We start from the raw sequence: 18,306 nt of genomic DNA, 5'->3' as shown, positions 1-18,306 counted from the left end.
TACCTGTATCCGGATGTTATGCGGTCGGGATTGACAGCCAAGAACGCCGTCATGTAAGGCCCATTCTGCCTACCCACCCGGCACGACACCGCACCGGACCCAGCGGTGTCTGGATCCGGTGCGTCGCAGAGTGTGTCGCCGGAACGGCGCCGAGTGTTTCGCCGGGTTCGACGGACTTCGGCTCAGTCCTGGTCGAGCGCGTCCGGGAACGCCTGCTGCTGGTGTCCGCCGCGCAGCGTGCCTTCCAGGTAAGCGGCCTTGCACGCCCGGCGGGCGATCTTGCCGCTGGAGGTCCGCGGAATCGAACCGGCCGGCACGAGCAGGATGTCGCGGGCGGTGACGCCGTGGCGCTGCGAGATCGCGGCGCGCACGTCGGCGGCGATCGGGGCCGGGTCGGCCTTACCGGCACCCGCGGCGCGCTCGGCCACGATCACCAGCTGCTCGGAGCTGTCGTCGGCGTCGAAGCTCAGGCCCGAGCCGCCCTCGGCGAACGCCTCGGCGGGCAGCTGGTTGGCCGGCACCGCGAACGCGGCGACGAAACCGGTCCGCAGCGCCTTGCTCGCCTCCTGCGCGGAGTACTCGAGGTCCTGCGGGTAGTGGTTGCGGCCGTCGACGATCACCAGGTCCTTGACCCGGCCGGTGATGTACAGCTCGCCGTCGACGTAGACGCCGAAGTCGCCCGTGCGCAACCAGATCGCGTCGTCCTTGGCGCCCTCGGCCTTGCTGCCCTCGGCGAGCCGGTTCGGCAGCTGGTTCTTGAACGTGGCCCGGGTCTCCTCGGCGCGACCCCAGTAGCCGATGCCGATGTTGTCGCCGTGCAGCCAGATCTCGCCGACCCGGCCCTCGGGCAGCTCGACCGCGCCGCCGGCGCTGTCGATCGACTCCGGGTCGACGATGGCCGCCCACTGCGACAGCGCGACATAACCGCACGCGACCTGCGCGATGGCGTTGTCGGTGCCCTGCTCGACCTTGACCATGCGGCCCGCGTTCAGCTCGTTGCGGTCGACGTAGATGACCTTGGCCTCGTCCTCGGTCCGGGTCGCCGACACGAACAGGGTGGCCTCGGCCATGCCGTAGCAGGGCTTGATCGCGGTCTTGGGCAGGCCGTAGGGCGCGAACGCCTCGTTGAACTTGCGCATCGACGAGGTGGTGACCGGCTCGCTGCCGTTGATCAGGCCGACGACGTTGGACAGGTCCAGCGTCTCGCCCGGGCGCGGCAGGCCACGCATGGCGGCGTGCTCGAAGGCGAAGTTCGGGGCGGCGGCGAAGGTGCTGGCACCGTCGGAGGCGGCGGCCAGCTCGTTGATCCAGCGCGACGGGCGGCGGACGAACGCGCTCGGCGACATGAAGGTGACGTACTTGCCGCCGATGGCCGGCAGGATCACGCACAGCAGGCCCATGTCGTGGAACAGCGGCAGCCAGGTGACACCGCGGGAGTTGTCGTCGAGGCCGAGGGCGTGGACAAGCTGCACCGCGTTGGTGCCGATGGCCCGGTGGGTGATCTCCACACCGGCCGGGGTCCGGGTCGAGCCCGAGGTGTACTGCAGGTACGCGATGTCGTCGAGGGTCGCGTCCGGGCGCACCCAGGAGTCGCCGAGGGTGTCGGGGACCGCGTCGACGGCGAGGATGCGGGGGCGCTGCGCGGCGGGCAGCGCGCGGAACAGCTGGCGCACACCGGCGGCGGAGTCGCTGGCCGTGAGGATGGCGCTCGGGGTGCAGTCGCCGAGGACGGCGTGCAGGCGGTCGCTGTGGCCCGGCTCGTCCGGGTCGAACAGTGGCACCGAGATGCAACCGGCGTAGATGGCCGCGAAGAAGGAGATGACATAGTCCAGGCCCTGCGGCGCCAGAATCGCCACCCGGTCACCGGGCTTGGTCACCTGCTGGAGGCGGGCCGCGACGGCGCGCAACCGGATGCCGAACTCCTGCCAGGTCAGGTCCTTGTATTCGCCGTCACGCTCGCGGGAGTAGTCGATGTACCGGTAGGCGAGAGTGTTCGCGTCGTTACGCGTGTGCTTTTCGACGTAGTCGACCAGGGTGTGACCCTCCGGGATGTAGATATTCCCGGTGTCGTCCAGGTACTCGTCGAAAGTCTCGTCCGTCAGCATTCCTTCTTCTCCTCCGAGGCACACAGCGCGGCAGCACCGCAGATACCTGTGAGGCCCCGACAATCTCTCTCACCTGCACACAACCCCACGACGAGTCGGGTGTGCACAGCTCTGTTGGGGTGGCTGCGCGCAGACCACCCATGGATTAGATGTATTCGGGCCCCGGCCATGTTACAGAGCACGACCGGCGGCGGTATTCGCAGCCTCCGGGCGCCACGTCGCACCCGTGGAGGACCTCGAGCTCAATCGTCGCACGGTAGGCCCGGGTTCCGCTTCCCACGGCCACCGTGCGGAAGACCACATCCGCCGCACCCAGCCGAGCTGACACGATGCCGCCGCCCGTGCACCACGGCACTCGACCCTGACATGAACTACTGCTCTCCTGCTTCGTATCGAGCCTTGCGACGCGACCACCCGGAGTGCCCGGATCAGTGCGCGTCGTTCGCAGAACTGTACCGGCGAACGGGACGAACTGCGTGGTCTTCGGGGTAGGAAGGACCCATCAGGAATGTTTGGGGTGCGGTGCGCCGTCGATCAAACCGGCCGCCCACTGGGCAGTCCACTGTGTTGCCGTCGTTCCGTTGTCGTCCACCACAAACGAGGCGTACTTGGCGTGCACCGGATTACCCGCCGAGTGAATCAGCTCGTTCAGGCTGGGAATCATGTTGACCGGGTTCAATGCCTGCCGCGGCGCGTCGCAGATCATGTCGCCGGGCGCGCAGATGGTGTTCGTGCGGTCGGCCAGCGCGCCGAAGCCCCCTGGACGCGGGCCGGTCATCGTGATGCCGGGAACTGTCAAGCCCCGCAACGACACTTCGGCGCCCGAACCCGGCAGCGCAGCACCGACCGGATTGCCTTGCCCGGGACCGACATCGCGGCGGCCGTCGGCGATCAGGGTGACGCCGAGAACCTGGTCGGCCGCGACCGGTCCCTGCCCGGCGCCGATCCGGGCGGCGATGTCACCGGCGATCACCGCGCCCTGCGAGAAACCGGCCAGCACGTAGTTGGTCAGCGGGCAGTGCTTCGACATCTGCTGCAGTTCGTCGATCGCCCGCTGCGTGCCCTGGGATCGACTGTTGTTGTAGGACTGCTGCCCGTCCGGCGGGAACGCGATCGGATTCGAGAACTGGGCTACATAGGGAACGGTGTAGACGTCGACCCGCTGGTCCGGAAACTGTTGCTGCACCGGCCTGCTCACCCCGAGCATGAGCGAGATCGGATTGGCGGTCGGATTGTGCGGGTCGTCGGTGGCCGAGGACTCCCAGGTGCCGGGGATCACCAGCATCTGGACGTCGGGGCAGTCGGCCGGCTGCGCGGTGGGGCGGCCCGGCCCGGGCGGCGGCGTCGGCCCCGGCGGCTTCAACCGGCCGGCCGCGATATACCAGGCCACGACGGCGGCGACCACGAAGAGCACGCATCCCGCGGCCGCGTAGCCGAGGACGCGCAACCGGCCCCGCCGCCGCGCGGGGCGGCGGGCGCCGTACTGGTCGCGCCGGGGACTCACTTGTTGCAGTAGGCGGAGGTAGCGGCGGAGATGTACGCGTTACCGGCCTGATCGATGGGCATCTTCTGCGGGTCGTAGTTCGGGTCCTGACCGGCGATGGCGTTGACGAAGGTCTGCATCTGGTCGGCGGGCGCGTTGGCCGCCTTGGCCTGGCAGATGTACTCCGCCGCCGAGATCGCGATATCGGTCTGGCTCGGGTTGACGCCGTTCTTCTTGAGTGCGTCGAGGAACCCCTGCTGCTTGGGGGTCAGCGGTGCCGCGGCGGGCGTGCCGGCGGGTGCGGGTGCCGGCCGCTCGACGGACTGCGTGGTGGTCGGTTCGGGCGCGGGTGTGCCGGAGTCACCGGGCTCGACGCTCGCGGGCGTGGAGCTCGCCGCGGCGGAGGTGGTGACCGACGGCTTCAGCGACGGGGTGCTCGACGCGCTCGACGAGTTGCTGCCGCAGGCGGCTAGCAGCCCGGCCGCTGCCAGGGCGACCAGCGTGCCGAATACCTTGCCACGGGTCCGATGCATGTATCGAGTCCTCGGGTTGTCTCAGGGGTACGGGTCGCGGTCCAGGCTAGTAGCCCACCGGGCCGGGTACCGATTCGGACAACAAACCTCATGTAACTCACAGAACCCAGGTGAGGCAGGTCGCTATCGGGCGAGGTCCGAATTCGGTGTGGTCCGGAACACAGGAGCGAGCCGGGCACCAGTGCGGTGAGCGCTACCCGCGACAGCGAACAGGGGCGCGGCCCGGGTTCCGCGAGCGGCGCTCGCACAGTGCTCGGGTGGCGACTACGCGGGTGTCTCGGTGCGCCACGGAACCACCGGCGTCGGCAGCCCCGGGCGAATCGTCGGCGCAGGCTAGAGCCGGATCACCTTGCTACACAACATGATCAACTTTGATTGACTGCGGACGACTTCGCTTGGTCGAGGACGGCTCGAGCTCAGTGCGTGACGGACGGTGCGCCCAGCGGAGCCTGCGGCTCGGCCGCATTCGGCGCGGGCACCGGAGCGGGGGCGCCGGCTGGAGCTGGTCCGGGCGCCGGGACACCGTCGGCCGGCGACGGGGGCGGTGCTGTGGCCTGCGCAGGTGCGCCGCTGGCCGGTCCGGGCGGGGCCGCCGCTTCTGGCGTGGGCGGTCCGGCGGGGGCCGGTTGCGGCGCCAGGGGTGCGGGCGCAATGGCCGCAGGGGCCGAGGCGTCCGGCGCTGACGCGTCCGGAGCGGGCGCGGGCGCGGCAGGTGCAGGTGCAGGTACATCCAGGGCTTGCACGGGCGCGGCGGGTGCGGATGCATCCGGCGCCGACGCGTCCGGAGCGGGCGCAGGTGCGGCAGGTGCAGGTGCATCCAGGGCTTGCACGGGCGCGGCGGGTGCGGATGCATCCGGCGCTGGCGCAGAAGCGGGTGCGGCCGGAGGCGCGGCGGGCGCCGGTGCGTCCGGCACAGGCGCAGACGCGGGCGCGGCCGGGGCGGATGCGGCCGGGGCCGGCGTGTCCGGGACGAATGCAGGCGCGGCCCCCGCTGGTACCGCCGTGTCCGCCGCGGGAGCGGCGACTGGGGCCGGTGCGTCCGCCGCGGGTGCAGGCGCGGCCGCCGCTGGGACCGATGCGTCCGGCGCGGGTGCGGCTGTCGGGGCCGGTGCGTCCGCTGGCGGTGCGGGCGCGGGTACCGGATCGGCGGGCGTCGGAGCGGCTGCGGGCACACCGGTCGGCGGAGCCGCCGGTGCCGGGTCGATCGGTGCGGGGGCCAAGGTGTCCGGGCCGGGCGCGGCGACCGGGGCCGCCGGGTCGGGTGCGGGTGCGGGCGCGGGTGGCGCGGGCAGCGGCGCGAGCACATCGATCCCCGGTGCGTGCACCTCCGCCTTGCCGTTCACCACGGTGACGAAACCGGCCTGGAAGTTCTGCTGGGTCCCGCCCGGGATGTCGAACTGGTCGCCGACCGGGAAACCCAGCGGCCCGTTCTCGAACCCTTGCTTACCCCAGATGTCCAGGATCGGCCCGGACCGGACCACCCAGGTCCCGGCCACCGGGTGGAAGTAGACGTTGCCGCCCTCGAACCGGCTGTACCGGCCGCCGTCGCGCAGCTGCTGCTCGTCGTCGGCGGGAAATCCGAGCGGGCTGTCCTCGTAGCCGAGCTGGGCGTACTTCTGCAGGATCAGCCCCTGCACCCGATGGGCGCCGGTCTTGGCGGACCAGTAGAGCGGGCCGTTCTCGAAGGCCTGGACCACCCCGTCCTTGTGCGGTGTCTTGACTTCCGCGGCCGCCGGATAGCCGCCGGGACCGCGCTCGTAACCCTCCTTGGCCCAGCCGTCGAGGATCGCGCCACGCACCAGCTGCGCGCCGGTCGACGGCGTCCAATAGATCGAGCCGTTCTGGAAGGCCTGGAACCGGCCGCGTCCGTCGGGCAGTCCCTGTTCGTCGCCGGTCGGGAAGCCCAGCGGTCCGGCGGCCGCACCGGCAGCGGTGTAGGAGCCGGCGACCATGCCGCCGACCGGATGCGCCCCGGTCGCGGCGGACCAGAACATGCGGCCGCCGTGAAAGTCCTGCGCCACTCCCGCGGCGGCCGGGTACTCCGCGGTGAGGCAGTCGCCGAGCCAGCCGTGCGCCAGCGCGGCCGGCGCGATATCGCCACCGGTCCCGCAGTTCGACGGGGTCTGGTCCACGCCGAGCGAGGCCGCGGCCTGCGGCCACGACTGCCGCATCTCGAAGTCCCAGTACGGCCAGGTGTGCGTGCCCGCCGGACGATAGTTGGCCTGCACGGGAATCGAGAGTTTGTTGAGTTTGGCGACGAAGTTCTGCGTGGTGAGCCGGGACAGGATCTCGAGTCCGGTGCCGGCGTAGTTCTGCGACAGCAGCGGAATCAGGTCGCTGGGAATGTCGGTGACGCCGCTGGTTCCGCTGCCGGCCGAGGTGTACAGGCTGACGTTCTTCAGCTTGTCGGCCAGATCGTAGGGATCGTGTTGGGCCCATTGGTCATCGGTCGGCGGACCCCACATGTTCACCGGATCGAATCCGCCCGCGTCGTGCATGGCGAACCGGATGGCGTCGGGCATGCCCAGCGAGGTGGTGGTCAGGAATCCCGAATAGGAGGCGGCGTACTTCGCCCAGCCCGGATTGCGGGCCGCCAGGAACATGGCGGCGGTGCCGCCCATCGACAGGCCCTCGACACCGCGAACCGCGGTCGCGCGGAACGCATTCGTCAACACCGGCGGCAATTCCTGCGTGAGGAACGTTTCCCATTTGTAGAGCTTGCCGTTGTCGGGTTGCAGCCAGTCGGAATAGAAACTCGACTGGCCACCGATCGGCAACACCACGGTGACATTTTTGTCGGCGTAGAAATCCTGGGCGTGCGCCTCTTTCGTCCAGCCGTTCTCGTCGTCGGTGGCACGCAACCCGTCCAGCATGAACATCACCGGGAACTGGGCGTCCGGGTGGGTGTTCCAGTCGCGAGCGAGCAACAGCTGCACCGGAATCGGCACACCCATCGACGGGGAGTTGACCCAGAGCTCGACCCGGCGGTCGGTCAGCCACACCACGCGTTGCAGCGTGGCGGGCACGGCGGCCGCCGCGGGCTGCACGACCGGCTGGGCGGGCGGCGCGGGTTCGGCTGCCGCCGGGACGATTCCGGCCGTGCCGGGCAGCAGCGCGGCCGCCGCCAGCGTCATCAGCGTGCGTCGTGCGTGCCGCGAACTTCTCGAATCATTCGCCAAGGCTGCCACTGTGATGTTGTACCGCGCGTCCGTCCCGATTCCGGGGATAGACGCGCGGAACCGGTTATCGCGATTCGGCGGCATTACCGACAATACGGCGAATGATCGGCAAATCGAGGCAGTGGATCGCCGCGATTTCAGCTGCCGACCGTGGCGAGAATACTGGGCCGCGCTTTGGCCAGCTCGTCCTGCCAGTAGCGCCAGCCGTGGGTTCCGGTGGACGGAAAGTCGTATATCGCGGGGATGTTCAGGTCGGTCAGCCTGCCCTGGAACGCCCGCGTGCCGATCAGCGCCAGGGCCTCGATCGCGGCGCCGTCGACGGTGTTCACCACGCCGGTCAGATCGGCTGGGCGGTCGTAGGCACCCGGCACGCCGGTCGCCGAGGAGATGAACATGGGCAGGCCGCGCAGCTGGGGCGCGAAGATGATCGGATCCATCCGCAACCAGATCGGGCTCCACGGCGCGGCCAACGCGTCGCAATCGAACCGGCCCGCATCCAGCATCATGGCCCGGATCGCCTCTCGCATGCCCGGCCCGTTCATGCTCAGCGGACCCGACAGCGACGCCGCGTATGTGAACTGGTCGCGGTGGAAAGCGGCCAGCCGCAACGCCGCCGGACCGCTCATCGACAGCCCGACCACCGCGTTCGCCGTGGGCGACACGCCGTAACCGGCCAGGAAGGTGGGCAGATCCCGGGTCAGGAAGGTCTCCCACTTGTACGGCGAGCGCTGGCCGACGGCGCCGGCCGCGCCCCAGTCCGCGTACCAGCTGGACTGTCCACCGACCGGCATCACCAGGGTCACGTTGTCCTCGGCGAACATGCCCTGCGCGTCGGTCTCGAACGACCAGGCGTTGCGGTCGTCGCGCGCCCGCAGCCCGTCGAGCAGGTACACCGCACCGCCGCCGCCGTTGCGGGCCCATTGCACCTGCACCTTCACCGGACCCATCTCCGACGGTACCCACAGTTCTTCGTACGCACCGGGAGTCATCCGGTGCACCGGGCCGGCCACCGGCCGGGCCGCGGCGACCCCGGCGGTGGCGGTGAACGGCAGCACCGCCACGGCGAACGCGGCGAGTGCGAGGCGGGCGAGCGAGGCGACGCGAGTACCGAAACGCATGAGCGGGAGGTCTCCTTCACCAGGGGCGGTGCGGCGCCGCGCGGGCGGCGGCGGCCGGTTCGCGCGGCGATGTCCGGACTGCCCGGAACGTCACGATGACAGGGAGGAACGCCGCGGCTCGACGGCGATGTGCCGTCGAGCCGCAGGTCGGGCGAGGTGGATCAGCCGATGTTGTTGGACATGTCCGGCAGCATGCGAGCTGCCTCGTCGGCCCAGTTGAACCAGTCGTGCACACCGACGGCCGGGAAGTCGTAGACGGCGTTCTGCGCACCGATCGACATCATCCGGACCTGGAAGGCTCGAGTGTTGGCCAGTGCCAACGCCTCCAGCGGAGTGCCCCGGACCACCAGGTCGGCGGCGTTGGGCGCACCGAGATCGACCGCGCCCGGGACCGCGCTACCGGCCGCCACCCAGACGCGGGTTCCGTGGCCCACCAGCATCGGAGCGAAGACGAACGGGTCCATCCGCAGCCAGTTCGGGCCCCACGGCGGCGCCATCGAGTCGACGTTGTAGCCGCCGGCGTCGACCATCGCGGTCCGGATCGCTTCCCGCATACCGGGTCCGGAGATGTTCAGATATCCGGAGAACGATCCCGCGTAACTGAACTGGTCCGGATGGTAGGCGGCCAGGGTCAGTGCGGCGCTGCCGCCCATCGACAGGCCGAACACCCCGTTGCGGTCGGTCCGGAATCCGAAGCGGTCGTACAGCGCGTTGCGCAGGTCGCGGGTGAGGAAGGTCTCCCACTCGTAGCGGTAGGACTTGCCCGGCCCGCTCAGGAACGCCTCGGTGGCGCCGGACCCGGAGTTGGGCAGGCCGACGTTCGCGGGCGCCTCGCCCAGCCAGGAACTCGGTGCGTTCCAGTCGGCGTAGAAGCTGGACTGGCCGCCGACCGGCATGACGACGTTGATGTTCGCGGCCGCCATCTGCTCGGCCACATTGGTTTCGATCTCCCAGCCGTTGAGGTCCTCGCGGGCCCGCATGCCGTCGAGCGCGTACACCACTCGATCGGTGTTGCCGTCCGCGGCGCGCAACACGCGGGTCTTGATCGGGCCCATCGCTTCGTTGTCGACCCAGACGTCGAACGCGGCGGGATCGAAGGCGGCGCGCGCGGGCGCGACGTGCCCGCCGAATACGGCTCCCACCGACAACGCGACGGCCAGTCCCAGAGTCAGCGCACCTCGGCGCGTACGGCCTGGTTCTCGCCCGGAGGCGGAGTGTCGTGGTGTCGAACAGGCAAAGCGCATCGTGACTCTGACCTTCCGCTCGTGCAGGCTCCGGGTGTGCCGAGACGTGCGCTGCGCTGTCTCGACTACCCAGATGCGCCTCGCCGTTGCGGCACGCCCGTTGGCTGCGTGTGGTGACCAGTGGTGCGGGTTGCGAAATATCAAACGAGTATTGCCCACCGAAACGGTGGCCGGAGCAGATTCAACACGATGACGCGCCGGAACCCGCGAGCGGGTCGGTACGCAATCATCGCTCCAGAGTAGGGGTCACAACAAACATCGAGCTATCCACTGCTTCCTCGGAGATAGCCGAATCGGCCGCTTTGCAGCGATTTATCGGCTACGTCTTTTCCATATCCGCGCACCGGACAGCGAAAAACCGCAGGCCCCACGCGGTACGGCGAGTGCCGCCCGGGCGGGGCCTGCGGGGAATTCCGTGCGACCGATCAGCCGATGTTGGCCGACAGATCGGGGAGCATCTTGTACACCTCGGGCTCCCAGGTGGTCCAGTTGTGAGTACCGGTGGCCGGCCAGTCGTAGGTGACGTTGTGGTAGCCGAGCGAGTCCATCCGCAGCTGGAACATGCGCGAATTGGCCAGCACGACCGCCTCGATCGGCGTGCCCTGGATGTAGTCCATCGGGCCGGCCGGGATACCCGGGGTCGGGATGCCGCTCGCGGCCGAGACCCAGATCCGGGTTCCGTTGGCCACCAGCTTCGGCGCCTGGATGAACGGGTCCATCCGAGCCGCCTGGCCGGATCCGATCGGAGCCATCGAGTCGATGTTGTAGCCGCCGGCCGACATCATGGCCATCCGCATCAGCGGCCGCATGCCCGGGCCCGACAGGTTCAGCGGACCCGACAGGGACGCGGCGTATTTGAACTGGTCCGGGTGGAAGGCGGCCAGGGTGAGGGCCGAACTGCCACTCATCGACAGGCCGATCACACCGTTCGCGGACGGGTTGAAGCCGAGGCGGTCGTGCAGGGCGCCGCGCAGGTTCTGCGTGAGGAAGGTTTCCCACGTGTACTTGTTGATCTTGCCCATCTGCTCGGTCCAGCCGGTCGCGCCGACCGACAGCGAAGCGGCGGCGCCGTTGGCGGAACCGGTGTTCAGGCCCAGGAAGGAACTGGGCGCGGCCCAGTCGGCGTACCAGCTGGATTCGCCACCGACCGGCATCACGACGTTGATGTTGGCGTCCATCAGGGCCTGAGCGACATTGGTGTTGATCTCCCAGCCGTTCAGGTCGTCCTGCGCGCGCTCGCCGTCGAGCAGGTACACCACCCGGCTGGTGTTGCCGTCGGCGGCCGGGAAGACGCGAGACTTGATCGGGCCCATGGTGGAGTCGACCCAGAAATCGAATCCGGCCGGGTTGAGGGCGGCGTGCGCGGCACCAGCGCCGACCGCGGTCGTCGCCAGCGGCAGGGCCAAGGCCGCGGCGAGGCCCGCTACCGTGCGCTTAACCCATCCGCGACGCTTGCCGCGGCCTCCTTGCTGTGCACGCACGGTCTCGCTTCGCATGTCCTCATCGGCCTTTCGTCGCGCGACCCGCCTCGGCCGCATCCGTTCGTATGCCGCCGAGCAGGTGTGGCGCCGGTGGCATCGGATCGTTCTGTGGAGCGTATCGGTTCCCGGACGGCGGCGCGTTACCGAATCGAGATGTGACGCACGCCTCATGAATACCGAAAGGTCCGAACGGGCTTGGAGCCCGTCCGGACCGCGCGCTAATTATTAGCAATTCCGGGGTGGTTGCGCCAACCGAGTGACGACCGCCACAGAGCGAAGGTTCGCAGTTCAGCCGATGTTCGCCGACAGGTCGGGGATCATCCGGTCGAGTTCGGCTTCCCAGTTCCGCCAGTTGTGTACACCGCTCGGCGGGAAGTCGTAGGTGACGTTGTGGTAGCCCAGCGAATCCATCCGGAGCTGGAACATCCGGGTGTTGGCCAGCGTCACCGCCTCGATCGGGGTGCCCTGGATCAGATCCATGATGTTGCTGACGTCGCCCGGGCCCGGGATACCGCTGGCCGCGGACACCCACAGGCGGGTGTTGTTACCCACCAGCTTCGGCGCCTGCACGAACGGGTCCATGCGCACGTAGTTCGCGCTGAACGGCGGGGCCATCGAGTCGGTGTTGTATCCACCGGCGGCCAGCATGGCCAGGCGGAGGAATTCGCGCATGCCCGGGCCGGACAGGTTCAGCGGGCCGGAAAGCGAAGCGGCGTAATCGAACTGGTCGGGGTGGAAGGCGGCGAGGGTGAACGCCGACGGGCCACTCATGGACAGGCCGATGATGCCGTTGTTGGCGCGGCTGAAGCCGAGCCGGTCGTGCAGCGCCTGCTTGAGGGTGTCGGTGAGGAACGACTCCCACATGTACTTGTTGTTGCCCTTGCCGGACTGGTTCTGCCAGCCCGACGAGCCGAACGTGCCGGAGCCCGCGTCGACCGAACCGCCGGCCGAGCCGGTGCCCAGGCCGAAGAAGCTGCTCGGGCCGGCCCAGTCGGCGTAGAAGCTGGACTGGCCACCGACCGGCATGACCACGTTGATGTTGGCGGCGGTGAGGGCCTGGCTGGCGGAAGTGTTGATCTCCCAGCCGCTGTCGTCGTCCTGCGCGCGCTCACCGTCGAGCAGGTACACCACCCGGCTGGTGTTGCCGTCGGCGGCCGGGAAGACCCGGGACTTGATCGGGCCCATGGAGGAGTCCACCCAGAAGTCGAACCCGTTGGGGTCGAGGGCGGCGTGCGCCGGGGCGGCCACGACGGCATCCATGGCCAGGGGCATGGCCAGGCCGGCGGCTAGACCCGCGACGGTGCGCTTCATCCATCCACTGCGCGTCCCGCGCTTACGGTCTCGTATTGAACGCACAGCCTTGCCTTGCATGTTCTGATCGGCCTCTCGTTTGCGCACCTGCCACCGGGCGCCATTTTCTGCGAAATCGACCCGCACACAACCGAGCTCGGTGCGGCAACAACGGATTCTTCCGTGCACTGTAGCGGTTTGTCCACGCCAACGTGTTACCGAACCGAGATGTGATGCAGGTCTCTAAGCGACCAAATGGTCCGCTTTCTCCCAATAAGTGAAAACGGACCATTCGCAACATCCGGGCTACTGGTGTGCCCGGTGCGGATCAGCGCAGTGGCGGGTAGGGATCCTGCAGGTGGCAGCGCTGGATCTCATACTTCGGCACCCGATCGATGCGGTACTTCGCGAAGCCGAATGCCTGAATCAGGTTGTGCCGGAACCGATCGAAGGTCAGCGGCGCGCGCGAGGAGGCCAGTAGGGCCTGAGTGTCCGGGCAGCTCAACGCGACTCGCGCCTGCGCGACGAACTTCTCGTCCATGTACCAGGGCAGCCACGGGTGCCGATCCACCATGCCGGTGTCCACCACCACCCAGTCCGCGTACAGGTTCTTGTCGTGCCCGATCCGGCCGTCGGTGAGCCGATCGGTATGGGCCGCAAGCGGATACGCCAGGCCCTCCTGGTCGATCACCCGAACGTCGAGCGGCACGTTCATGCTGGTCATGCCGAGATTGAGGAAGTACACGGTGTGCCCGTAGGACTCACCGGGCGCCTGCGCCGGCGGCGGCGCCACGTACCACATCCGGAACGACGGCGAATTGATCAGCAGGCCGCCCTCGGGCGTTGCGCCGATGTCCTGCACCATCGCTCGCATGCGCGGGAAGTCCAGGTAGTCCTCGGCGAGGATCGGATGATCGTGACCGCTGTTGAGCACGTAGTAGATTCGTTCGTCCACGATGCCGGTGGTGCTGATGCTCGCGCCCGCCTGATTGGCGGTGGTGTTGGCGGTGAACAGCGCCCAGCCCACCAACCCGAGCCAGCCAACAATCGGCAAAACTGTGGCCCACTGTCGCCACTGGCTCGGACGCGGCAATCCGACCGGCAGCACCGACACCGGCAGCAGCAGACAGAACACCTGCGGCAACAACATCCGGCCGTGCATGAAGTCGCCACCGACCCGCAATTCGAACACGAGCAGCAGCAGCGAGCCGGTCAGCATCAGCCCGACGACCACCGACGGCCGCCGCAAACCGCGGCGCAACCCGTCCACCCGCCGCAGCAGCGAGCCGCCCGCATCGGACCCGGTCTGTTCAGCCGCTCGCCCGGCCGGACGCCGGAGCCGCAGCAGCACGATCGTGCCCGCCACCAGCAGAATCAGCGGCACCCACAGGTAGTAGGGCCCGGCGAGATCCCAGAGATAGGTGAAGCCCTGATTCCATTTCGCACCACCGGCTTCCTTGGCCACGGCGGTATTCGGATAGGGCAGGCCGTAGTAACCCATCCGCCAGATCTGGTAGCCCAGCGGCACCAGGCCGCCGACCGCGACCAGCAGCGCGCGCAACACCACCGGCCCCACCCGGGTGGCCGGCATCGGCGCCAGCCACACCAGCGCCAGCGTCAGCCCGCCGATCATGACCATCTCCGGCCGCACCAGCCAGGACAGCCCGGCCCAGAACACCACGGCGGCAAGCAGTCCCAGCCGGTCGCGCTGCGCCTGACTCCACCGGATCAGCAGCCACCACAGCACCGCCAGCCAGAAGATGACCAGACAGTTCTCCAGGCCCGACGACGCGTAGTCGCGGGCGGGCGGGAGCGCGATGTAGACCAGCGCGCCGGCCGGCAGCATCAGCACCGCGCGGGTGCTGTCCACACCCCACGGCGCGCCCCAAAGCCGCGCGGTGCCGACCATGGCGAAACCCACCGCCAGCAGCGACAAGGTCAGCGCCACAGCGAGACTCACATACTCCAGGCGCGCCCGGGTCACCCACTCCACCGCGTACACGACGTAGGTCCAGGCCGCGCTGGTATTGGTCTCCACCCGCTCACCGGCGTTGAAGACCGGGCCGTTGCCGGCCATCAGATTGCGCACGGTGCGCAACACGATCAGGCCGTCGTCCGCGATCCACCGGCGCGACCAGGCACCGGCGAAGAACGTGGCCAGGGTCGCGATCACCCCACCGACGAAAACCGCGCGGGAGAACATGGCGGAGCGCCGGGTGGCCGCCTCGCGATTCATCGTGCCGGCCGGTAGTGCTTCGGTCGGCGCATCATGTTCTCCGGCAACAGTCTTCTCGTCAGGTGAGATAGACAGCGACACCTACCACTCCGATCCAGGCGACGGCCAGGACCTGCAGGATGCGGTCCCCGAGGGCAATCTCTTCCGGCTCGCCGGCCTCGCCGCCATCGACGTCGACCGCGTAGCGCAGGATTGCGATGGTAAACGGCACCATCGAGAACGAGAACCACTGGGTGTTGCGCGCGTGGTCCTGCTCGAACGCCCACAGCCCGTAGAACACCACCACCGAGGTCGCGGCCAGCGTCCAGATGAAGCGCAGATAGGTGGGCGTGTAGTACTGCAACGACTTACGGATCTTGGCGCCGGTGTCCATGGCGATCTTCAGTTCCGCGTACCGCTTTCCGGCCGCCATCAGCAGCGATCCGAACGCCATGATCAACAGGAACCACTTCGACAGCACGATCCCGGCCGCCGCGCCACCGGCGACCGCGCGCAGCAGGAAGCCCGAGGACACGATGCAGATGTCGAGCACCGCTTGGTGCTTGAGCCCGAAGCAGTAGGCCAGCTGGATCGCGATGTAGACCGCCATCACGACCGACAGCTGCCAGGCCGCGAGCAGCGAGATCCCGATCGAACCGGCCAGCAGCACCACCGACAGGACGTAGGCGAGGTTCACCGGCACCACACCGGCCGCGATCGGCCGGAAACGCTTGGTCGGGTGGGCCCGGTCGGCCTCCACGTCCATGGCGTCGTTGACGAGGTAGATCCCGGACGCGGCCATACAGAACGCCACGAACGCGATGGCGATGTGCAGCAGCACGTGCGAGTTGGCGACCACGATGTGACCGCCGGTCTTGCCGGCCGCCAGCGGCGCGACCAGGACCAGCACGTTCTTGACCCACTGGCGCGGCCGCATGGCCTTGATCAACCCGCCGGCCAAGGTTTTGGGCGGGCCCTTCAGCACGGCGTCGTCGAGCACGACGTCCGAGGGCTCTTCGCTCATCTCAGCTACGGCTTCTTCCTGTGCGGTCACTATCGAGTCTCTTTTCAGCGGCTAGCACGACGGCAGCGGAGGCGGCGCCAAGCGCGGACCCGGCCATGACATCGGTGGGATAGTGCACCCCCAGGACGACCCGGGACAGCAGCATCGGTGGCACCAGCACCGCAGGCAAGGGTAGCCCGGTGAGCCGGCCCAGCAACACGGCAGCCGCCGTGGTGGAGGTCGCATGCGACGACGGAAAGCTCAGCTTGCTCGGCGTCGAGACGTTGACCTGCACCGACGGGTCGTTCGGGCGCGGGCGGCGGACGATGCGCTTGATGACGATCGACGCGGCGTGCGCGCCGACGGCACCGACTGCGACACCGGCCCATTGGCGACGTCGCGGCTTGTCGAGCAGCCAGCCGGCCGCGGCGATGCCGATCCAGCCGAGCGCGTGCTCACCGAAGTGCGACATCGCGCGGGCACCGGCGATCACCTGCGGGTCGCCGCCGATGGTGCGCTGCACCGCGTTGATGATCGCGACCTCGGCGGGTGCGCCCGGCGCTGGGGCCGGGACCACCCGTAGATGCGGGGCGCTGGTCCCGGGTTCGGGGGCGGTGGCGGTCATTTCTCTCCGATCCCGAAGGCCTTCTCCCAGGCCGCGGTGCTGGTGAGGTACGGATGCGCGGCGCGGTACTGCTCCCGGACCTCCGGGAAACGGGCGGCGAGTTCCTTGCGCAAGCGCATCGCCTCCTTGAACAGCCCCCACGCCTGCCGCGGGTCGCGCTTACGGTAGACGACGCCGCGCCCGTCCGCAGTGGTCACGGTGACGCCGTCGACCTGCGAGAGCAGGTACCAGCGGGCGTCCAGGGTCGGCACGTTGAGCTGCGGCCGGTCGTGGTGCTCGGACTTGGCGGGCCGGAAGTTGTGCACGATGCCCTTGCCGAGCCGCCCGATCTTGGCGATCGGGTTCGCGGGTTCACCGACCGCGCCGACGTCGATGCCCGACGCCAGCGGCAGTTCGGTGGACGAGGGCAGGATCACCGCGTCGGGGTAGGTCTTGCGCAGCGCGTGCACCGCGCCCAGCGCGCTGGGCAGCAGCTGGAACAGCCGGTCCGGGCCCGCGAGATAGTCACGGATGGCGAGGTTTTGGATCGCCACCGTCGAATACTCAAGGCACAGCAGATGTTTCAGCGTGGCCTTGATCGTGTTGATCACCATGCCCCGGCCGTCGCCGGGCAGGTGCAGCGAGGCGACCACGAGCCGGTTGCGGAGGTGGAAGTACGCCTGCCAGTCGATGGCGTCGTCCTTGTCGCTCCACGCCATGTGCCACACCGCGGCACCGGGCAAGGTGACCGTCGGATATCCGGCTTCCCGTGCGCGCAAACCGTATTCGGCGTCGTCCCACTTGAGGAACAGCGGCAGCGGCTGGCCGATCTGCTCGGCCACCTGCCGCGGGATCACACACGTCCACCAGCCGTTGAAGTCGACGTCGATGCGCCGGTGCAGCAGCTTGGAGTTGTCGCGGTCGCGCAGCGGGTTCTTGGCGAAGTCGTGGTCGTACTCCACGTTCGGCGCCGCGGTCCACATGAACACCGAGCGGTCGATGACCTCGCCCATGACGTGCAGATGCGAGCGCTCCTGCAGGTTGAGCATCTGACCACCCACCAGCAGTGGCGATTTCGCGAAACGGGCGAAGGCGAGCGCGCGCAGGATCGAGTCGGGCTCGATCTCGATGTCGTCGTCCATGTAGACGATGAACTCGGCGTTCGTGGTCTTCAGCGCCTCGTACATGACCCGGCTGTAACCGCCGGAGCCACCGAGGTTGGGCTGGTCGTGGATCGAGAGCCGGCCGCCGAGACCCGCTGCGGCTTCGGCGAATCCGGGCTCGTCGATCACCTTGCGGGTGCCCTGGTCGGGGATGATCACGGCTTCGATCTGCGCCAGCACCAGCGGGTCCGAGCCGAGCGCGCGCAGGGTCGCGACGGCGTCGGTGGGCCGGTTGAAGGTGGGCATGCCGACCGCGATGCTGCCGGTGCCGGGCGCGGCGATCGGCGCATACCAACCGCCGGAGAGCAATTCGACGTCGGTGTCGGTGGTGATGTCGAACCAGATCCAGCCGCCGTCCTCGAACGGGCCCAGCTCGACCTCGAATTCGACCGTGGTGGAAGGAGTTCCGGCCGGAGTGGTGAACTCGTTGCCGCGCACGTGGATCCGCGACCCGTCCGCCTTCGAGCGGTACACGTCGACCCGGCCGTGCCCGGCCAGCTCCAATTGCAGCACAACCGAATCCAGCACCGACCAGCGCCGCCAGTAGCTGGCGGGCACCGCGTTGAAGTAGGTGCAGAACGACACCTCGGACTCGGCCCCGATCGACAGCGAGGTCCGGGTCGGTGCGTGCGCCCGGCGCGCGTTGGTCGGCGACTCCTCCAGGTACAGCGTCCGCACGTCCAGCGGTTCGCCCGGGCGCGGCAGGATCACGCGCTGCAACAGCGAGACCGCGCGGCTGGGCGACTCGGACACCGCGACCGCGGCGGCGGGAGCCGACGCGGCGGCCTTCTTGGCCGCTGTCTTCTTCGCGGGCGCGGTCTTCTTGGCCGGTGCGGGCTTGCCCGCGGCGGGCTCGTTCTTCGCGGCCGGCTCGGCTGCCGGAGCCGA

At 68.9% G+C, this 18,306-nt stretch carries 11 protein-coding genes and 1 pseudogene; all 12 read right to left on the bottom strand.

Annotated elements, in window-relative coordinates; translation table 11 throughout:
• Positions 1-182: 182 nt before the first annotated feature.
• The 12 genes and pseudogenes from fadD32 to EBN03_RS07240 all read right to left on the bottom strand — a co-directional run bounded on the left by fadD32 (position 183) and on the right by EBN03_RS07240 (position 18,171).
• Positions 183-2,105 (bottom strand): long-chain-fatty-acid--AMP ligase FadD32, encoded by a 1,923-nt coding sequence (gene fadD32, locus EBN03_RS07295; RefSeq protein ID WP_122187134.1) that lies wholly within the window; start codon positions 2,103-2,105, stop codon positions 183-185.
• 502 nt (positions 2,106-2,607) lie between these two features.
• Positions 2,608-3,609, bottom strand: coding sequence for a cutinase family protein (locus tag EBN03_RS07290; RefSeq protein ID WP_122187133.1), 1,002 nt, complete (start codon positions 3,607-3,609; stop codon positions 2,608-2,610).
• Positions 3,606-4,121: a DUF732 domain-containing protein gene (locus EBN03_RS07285; RefSeq protein WP_122187132.1), complete on the bottom strand. Its 516-nt coding sequence runs from the start codon at positions 4,119-4,121 to the stop codon at positions 3,606-3,608. The genes EBN03_RS07290 and EBN03_RS07285 overlap by 4 nt, the downstream gene beginning before the upstream one ends.
• Positions 4,122-5,440: 1,319 nt before the next feature.
• Positions 5,441-7,255: pseudogene (locus EBN03_RS07280) on the bottom strand (alpha/beta hydrolase-fold protein); the annotation flags it as partial.
• Between the two features lie 182 nt (positions 7,256-7,437).
• Positions 7,438-8,418, bottom strand: a complete 981-nt coding sequence (locus tag EBN03_RS07275) for an alpha/beta hydrolase (RefSeq protein WP_122187131.1) — start codon at positions 8,416-8,418, stop codon at positions 7,438-7,440.
• Positions 8,419-8,579: 161 nt separating this feature from the next.
• On the bottom strand, positions 8,580-9,662 hold the full coding sequence (locus tag EBN03_RS07270) for an alpha/beta hydrolase (protein ID WP_122187130.1): 1,083 nt from the start codon (positions 9,660-9,662) through the stop codon (positions 8,580-8,582).
• Between the two features lie 425 nt (positions 9,663-10,087).
• Positions 10,088-11,158, bottom strand: coding sequence for an alpha/beta hydrolase (locus tag EBN03_RS07265; protein ID WP_122187129.1), 1,071 nt, complete (start codon positions 11,156-11,158; stop codon positions 10,088-10,090).
• Positions 11,159-11,431: 273 nt separating this feature from the next.
• On the bottom strand, positions 11,432-12,454 hold the full coding sequence (locus EBN03_RS07260) for an alpha/beta hydrolase (protein WP_233608221.1): 1,023 nt from the start codon (positions 12,452-12,454) through the stop codon (positions 11,432-11,434).
• A 307-nt stretch (positions 12,455-12,761) separates the two neighbouring features.
• Positions 12,762-14,669: a flagellar motor control protein ZomB gene (gene zomB, locus EBN03_RS07255; RefSeq protein WP_325052058.1), complete on the bottom strand. Its 1,908-nt coding sequence runs from the start codon at positions 14,667-14,669 to the stop codon at positions 12,762-12,764.
• Positions 14,670-14,727: 58 nt separating this feature from the next.
• Positions 14,728-15,672, bottom strand: a complete 945-nt coding sequence (locus EBN03_RS07250; RefSeq protein WP_122187127.1) for a decaprenyl-phosphate phosphoribosyltransferase — start codon at positions 15,670-15,672, stop codon at positions 14,728-14,730.
• 1 nt (position 15,673) lies between these two features.
• Positions 15,674-16,276 (bottom strand): phosphatase PAP2 family protein, encoded by a 603-nt coding sequence (locus tag EBN03_RS07245; RefSeq protein ID WP_233608220.1) that lies wholly within the window; start codon positions 16,274-16,276, stop codon positions 15,674-15,676.
• On the bottom strand, positions 16,273-18,171 hold the full coding sequence (locus EBN03_RS07240) for a glycosyltransferase (RefSeq protein WP_122187366.1): 1,899 nt from the start codon (positions 18,169-18,171) through the stop codon (positions 16,273-16,275). The genes EBN03_RS07245 and EBN03_RS07240 overlap by 4 nt, the downstream gene beginning before the upstream one ends.
• Positions 18,172-18,306 lie beyond the last annotated feature (135 nt).

The organism is Nocardia stercoris, assembly GCF_003696265.1.
Lineage (GTDB): Bacteria > Actinomycetota > Actinomycetes > Mycobacteriales > Mycobacteriaceae > Nocardia > Nocardia stercoris.
This window is presented reverse-complemented; position numbering and strand designations above follow the sequence as displayed.

Bases quoted from the DNA above. Each gene is read 5' to 3' on its own strand.
- fadD32 (WP_122187134.1), bottom strand. From the start codon at position 2,105: ATGCTGACGGACGAGACTTTCGACGAGTACCTGGACGACACCGGGAAT.
- EBN03_RS07285 (WP_122187132.1), bottom strand. From the start codon at position 4,121: ATGCATCGGACCCGTGGCAAGGTATTCGGCACGCTGGTCGCCCTGGCA.
- EBN03_RS07275 (WP_122187131.1), bottom strand. From the start codon at position 8,418: ATGCGTTTCGGTACTCGCGTCGCCTCGCTCGCCCGCCTCGCACTCGCC.
- EBN03_RS07270 (WP_122187130.1), bottom strand. From the start codon at position 9,662: ATGCGCTTTGCCTGTTCGACACCACGACACTCCGCCTCCGGGCGAGAA.
- EBN03_RS07265 (WP_122187129.1), bottom strand. From the start codon at position 11,158: ATGCGAAGCGAGACCGTGCGTGCACAGCAAGGAGGCCGCGGCAAGCGT.
- EBN03_RS07260 (WP_233608221.1), bottom strand. From the start codon at position 12,454: ATGAAGCGCACCGTCGCGGGTCTAGCCGCCGGCCTGGCCATGCCCCTG.
- zomB (WP_325052058.1), bottom strand. From the start codon at position 14,669: ATGAATCGCGAGGCGGCCACCCGGCGCTCCGCCATGTTCTCCCGCGCG.
- EBN03_RS07250 (WP_122187127.1), bottom strand. From the start codon at position 15,672: ATGAGCGAAGAGCCCTCGGACGTCGTGCTCGACGACGCCGTGCTGAAG.
- EBN03_RS07245 (WP_233608220.1), bottom strand. From the start codon at position 16,276: ATGACCGCCACCGCCCCCGAACCCGGGACCAGCGCCCCGCATCTACGG.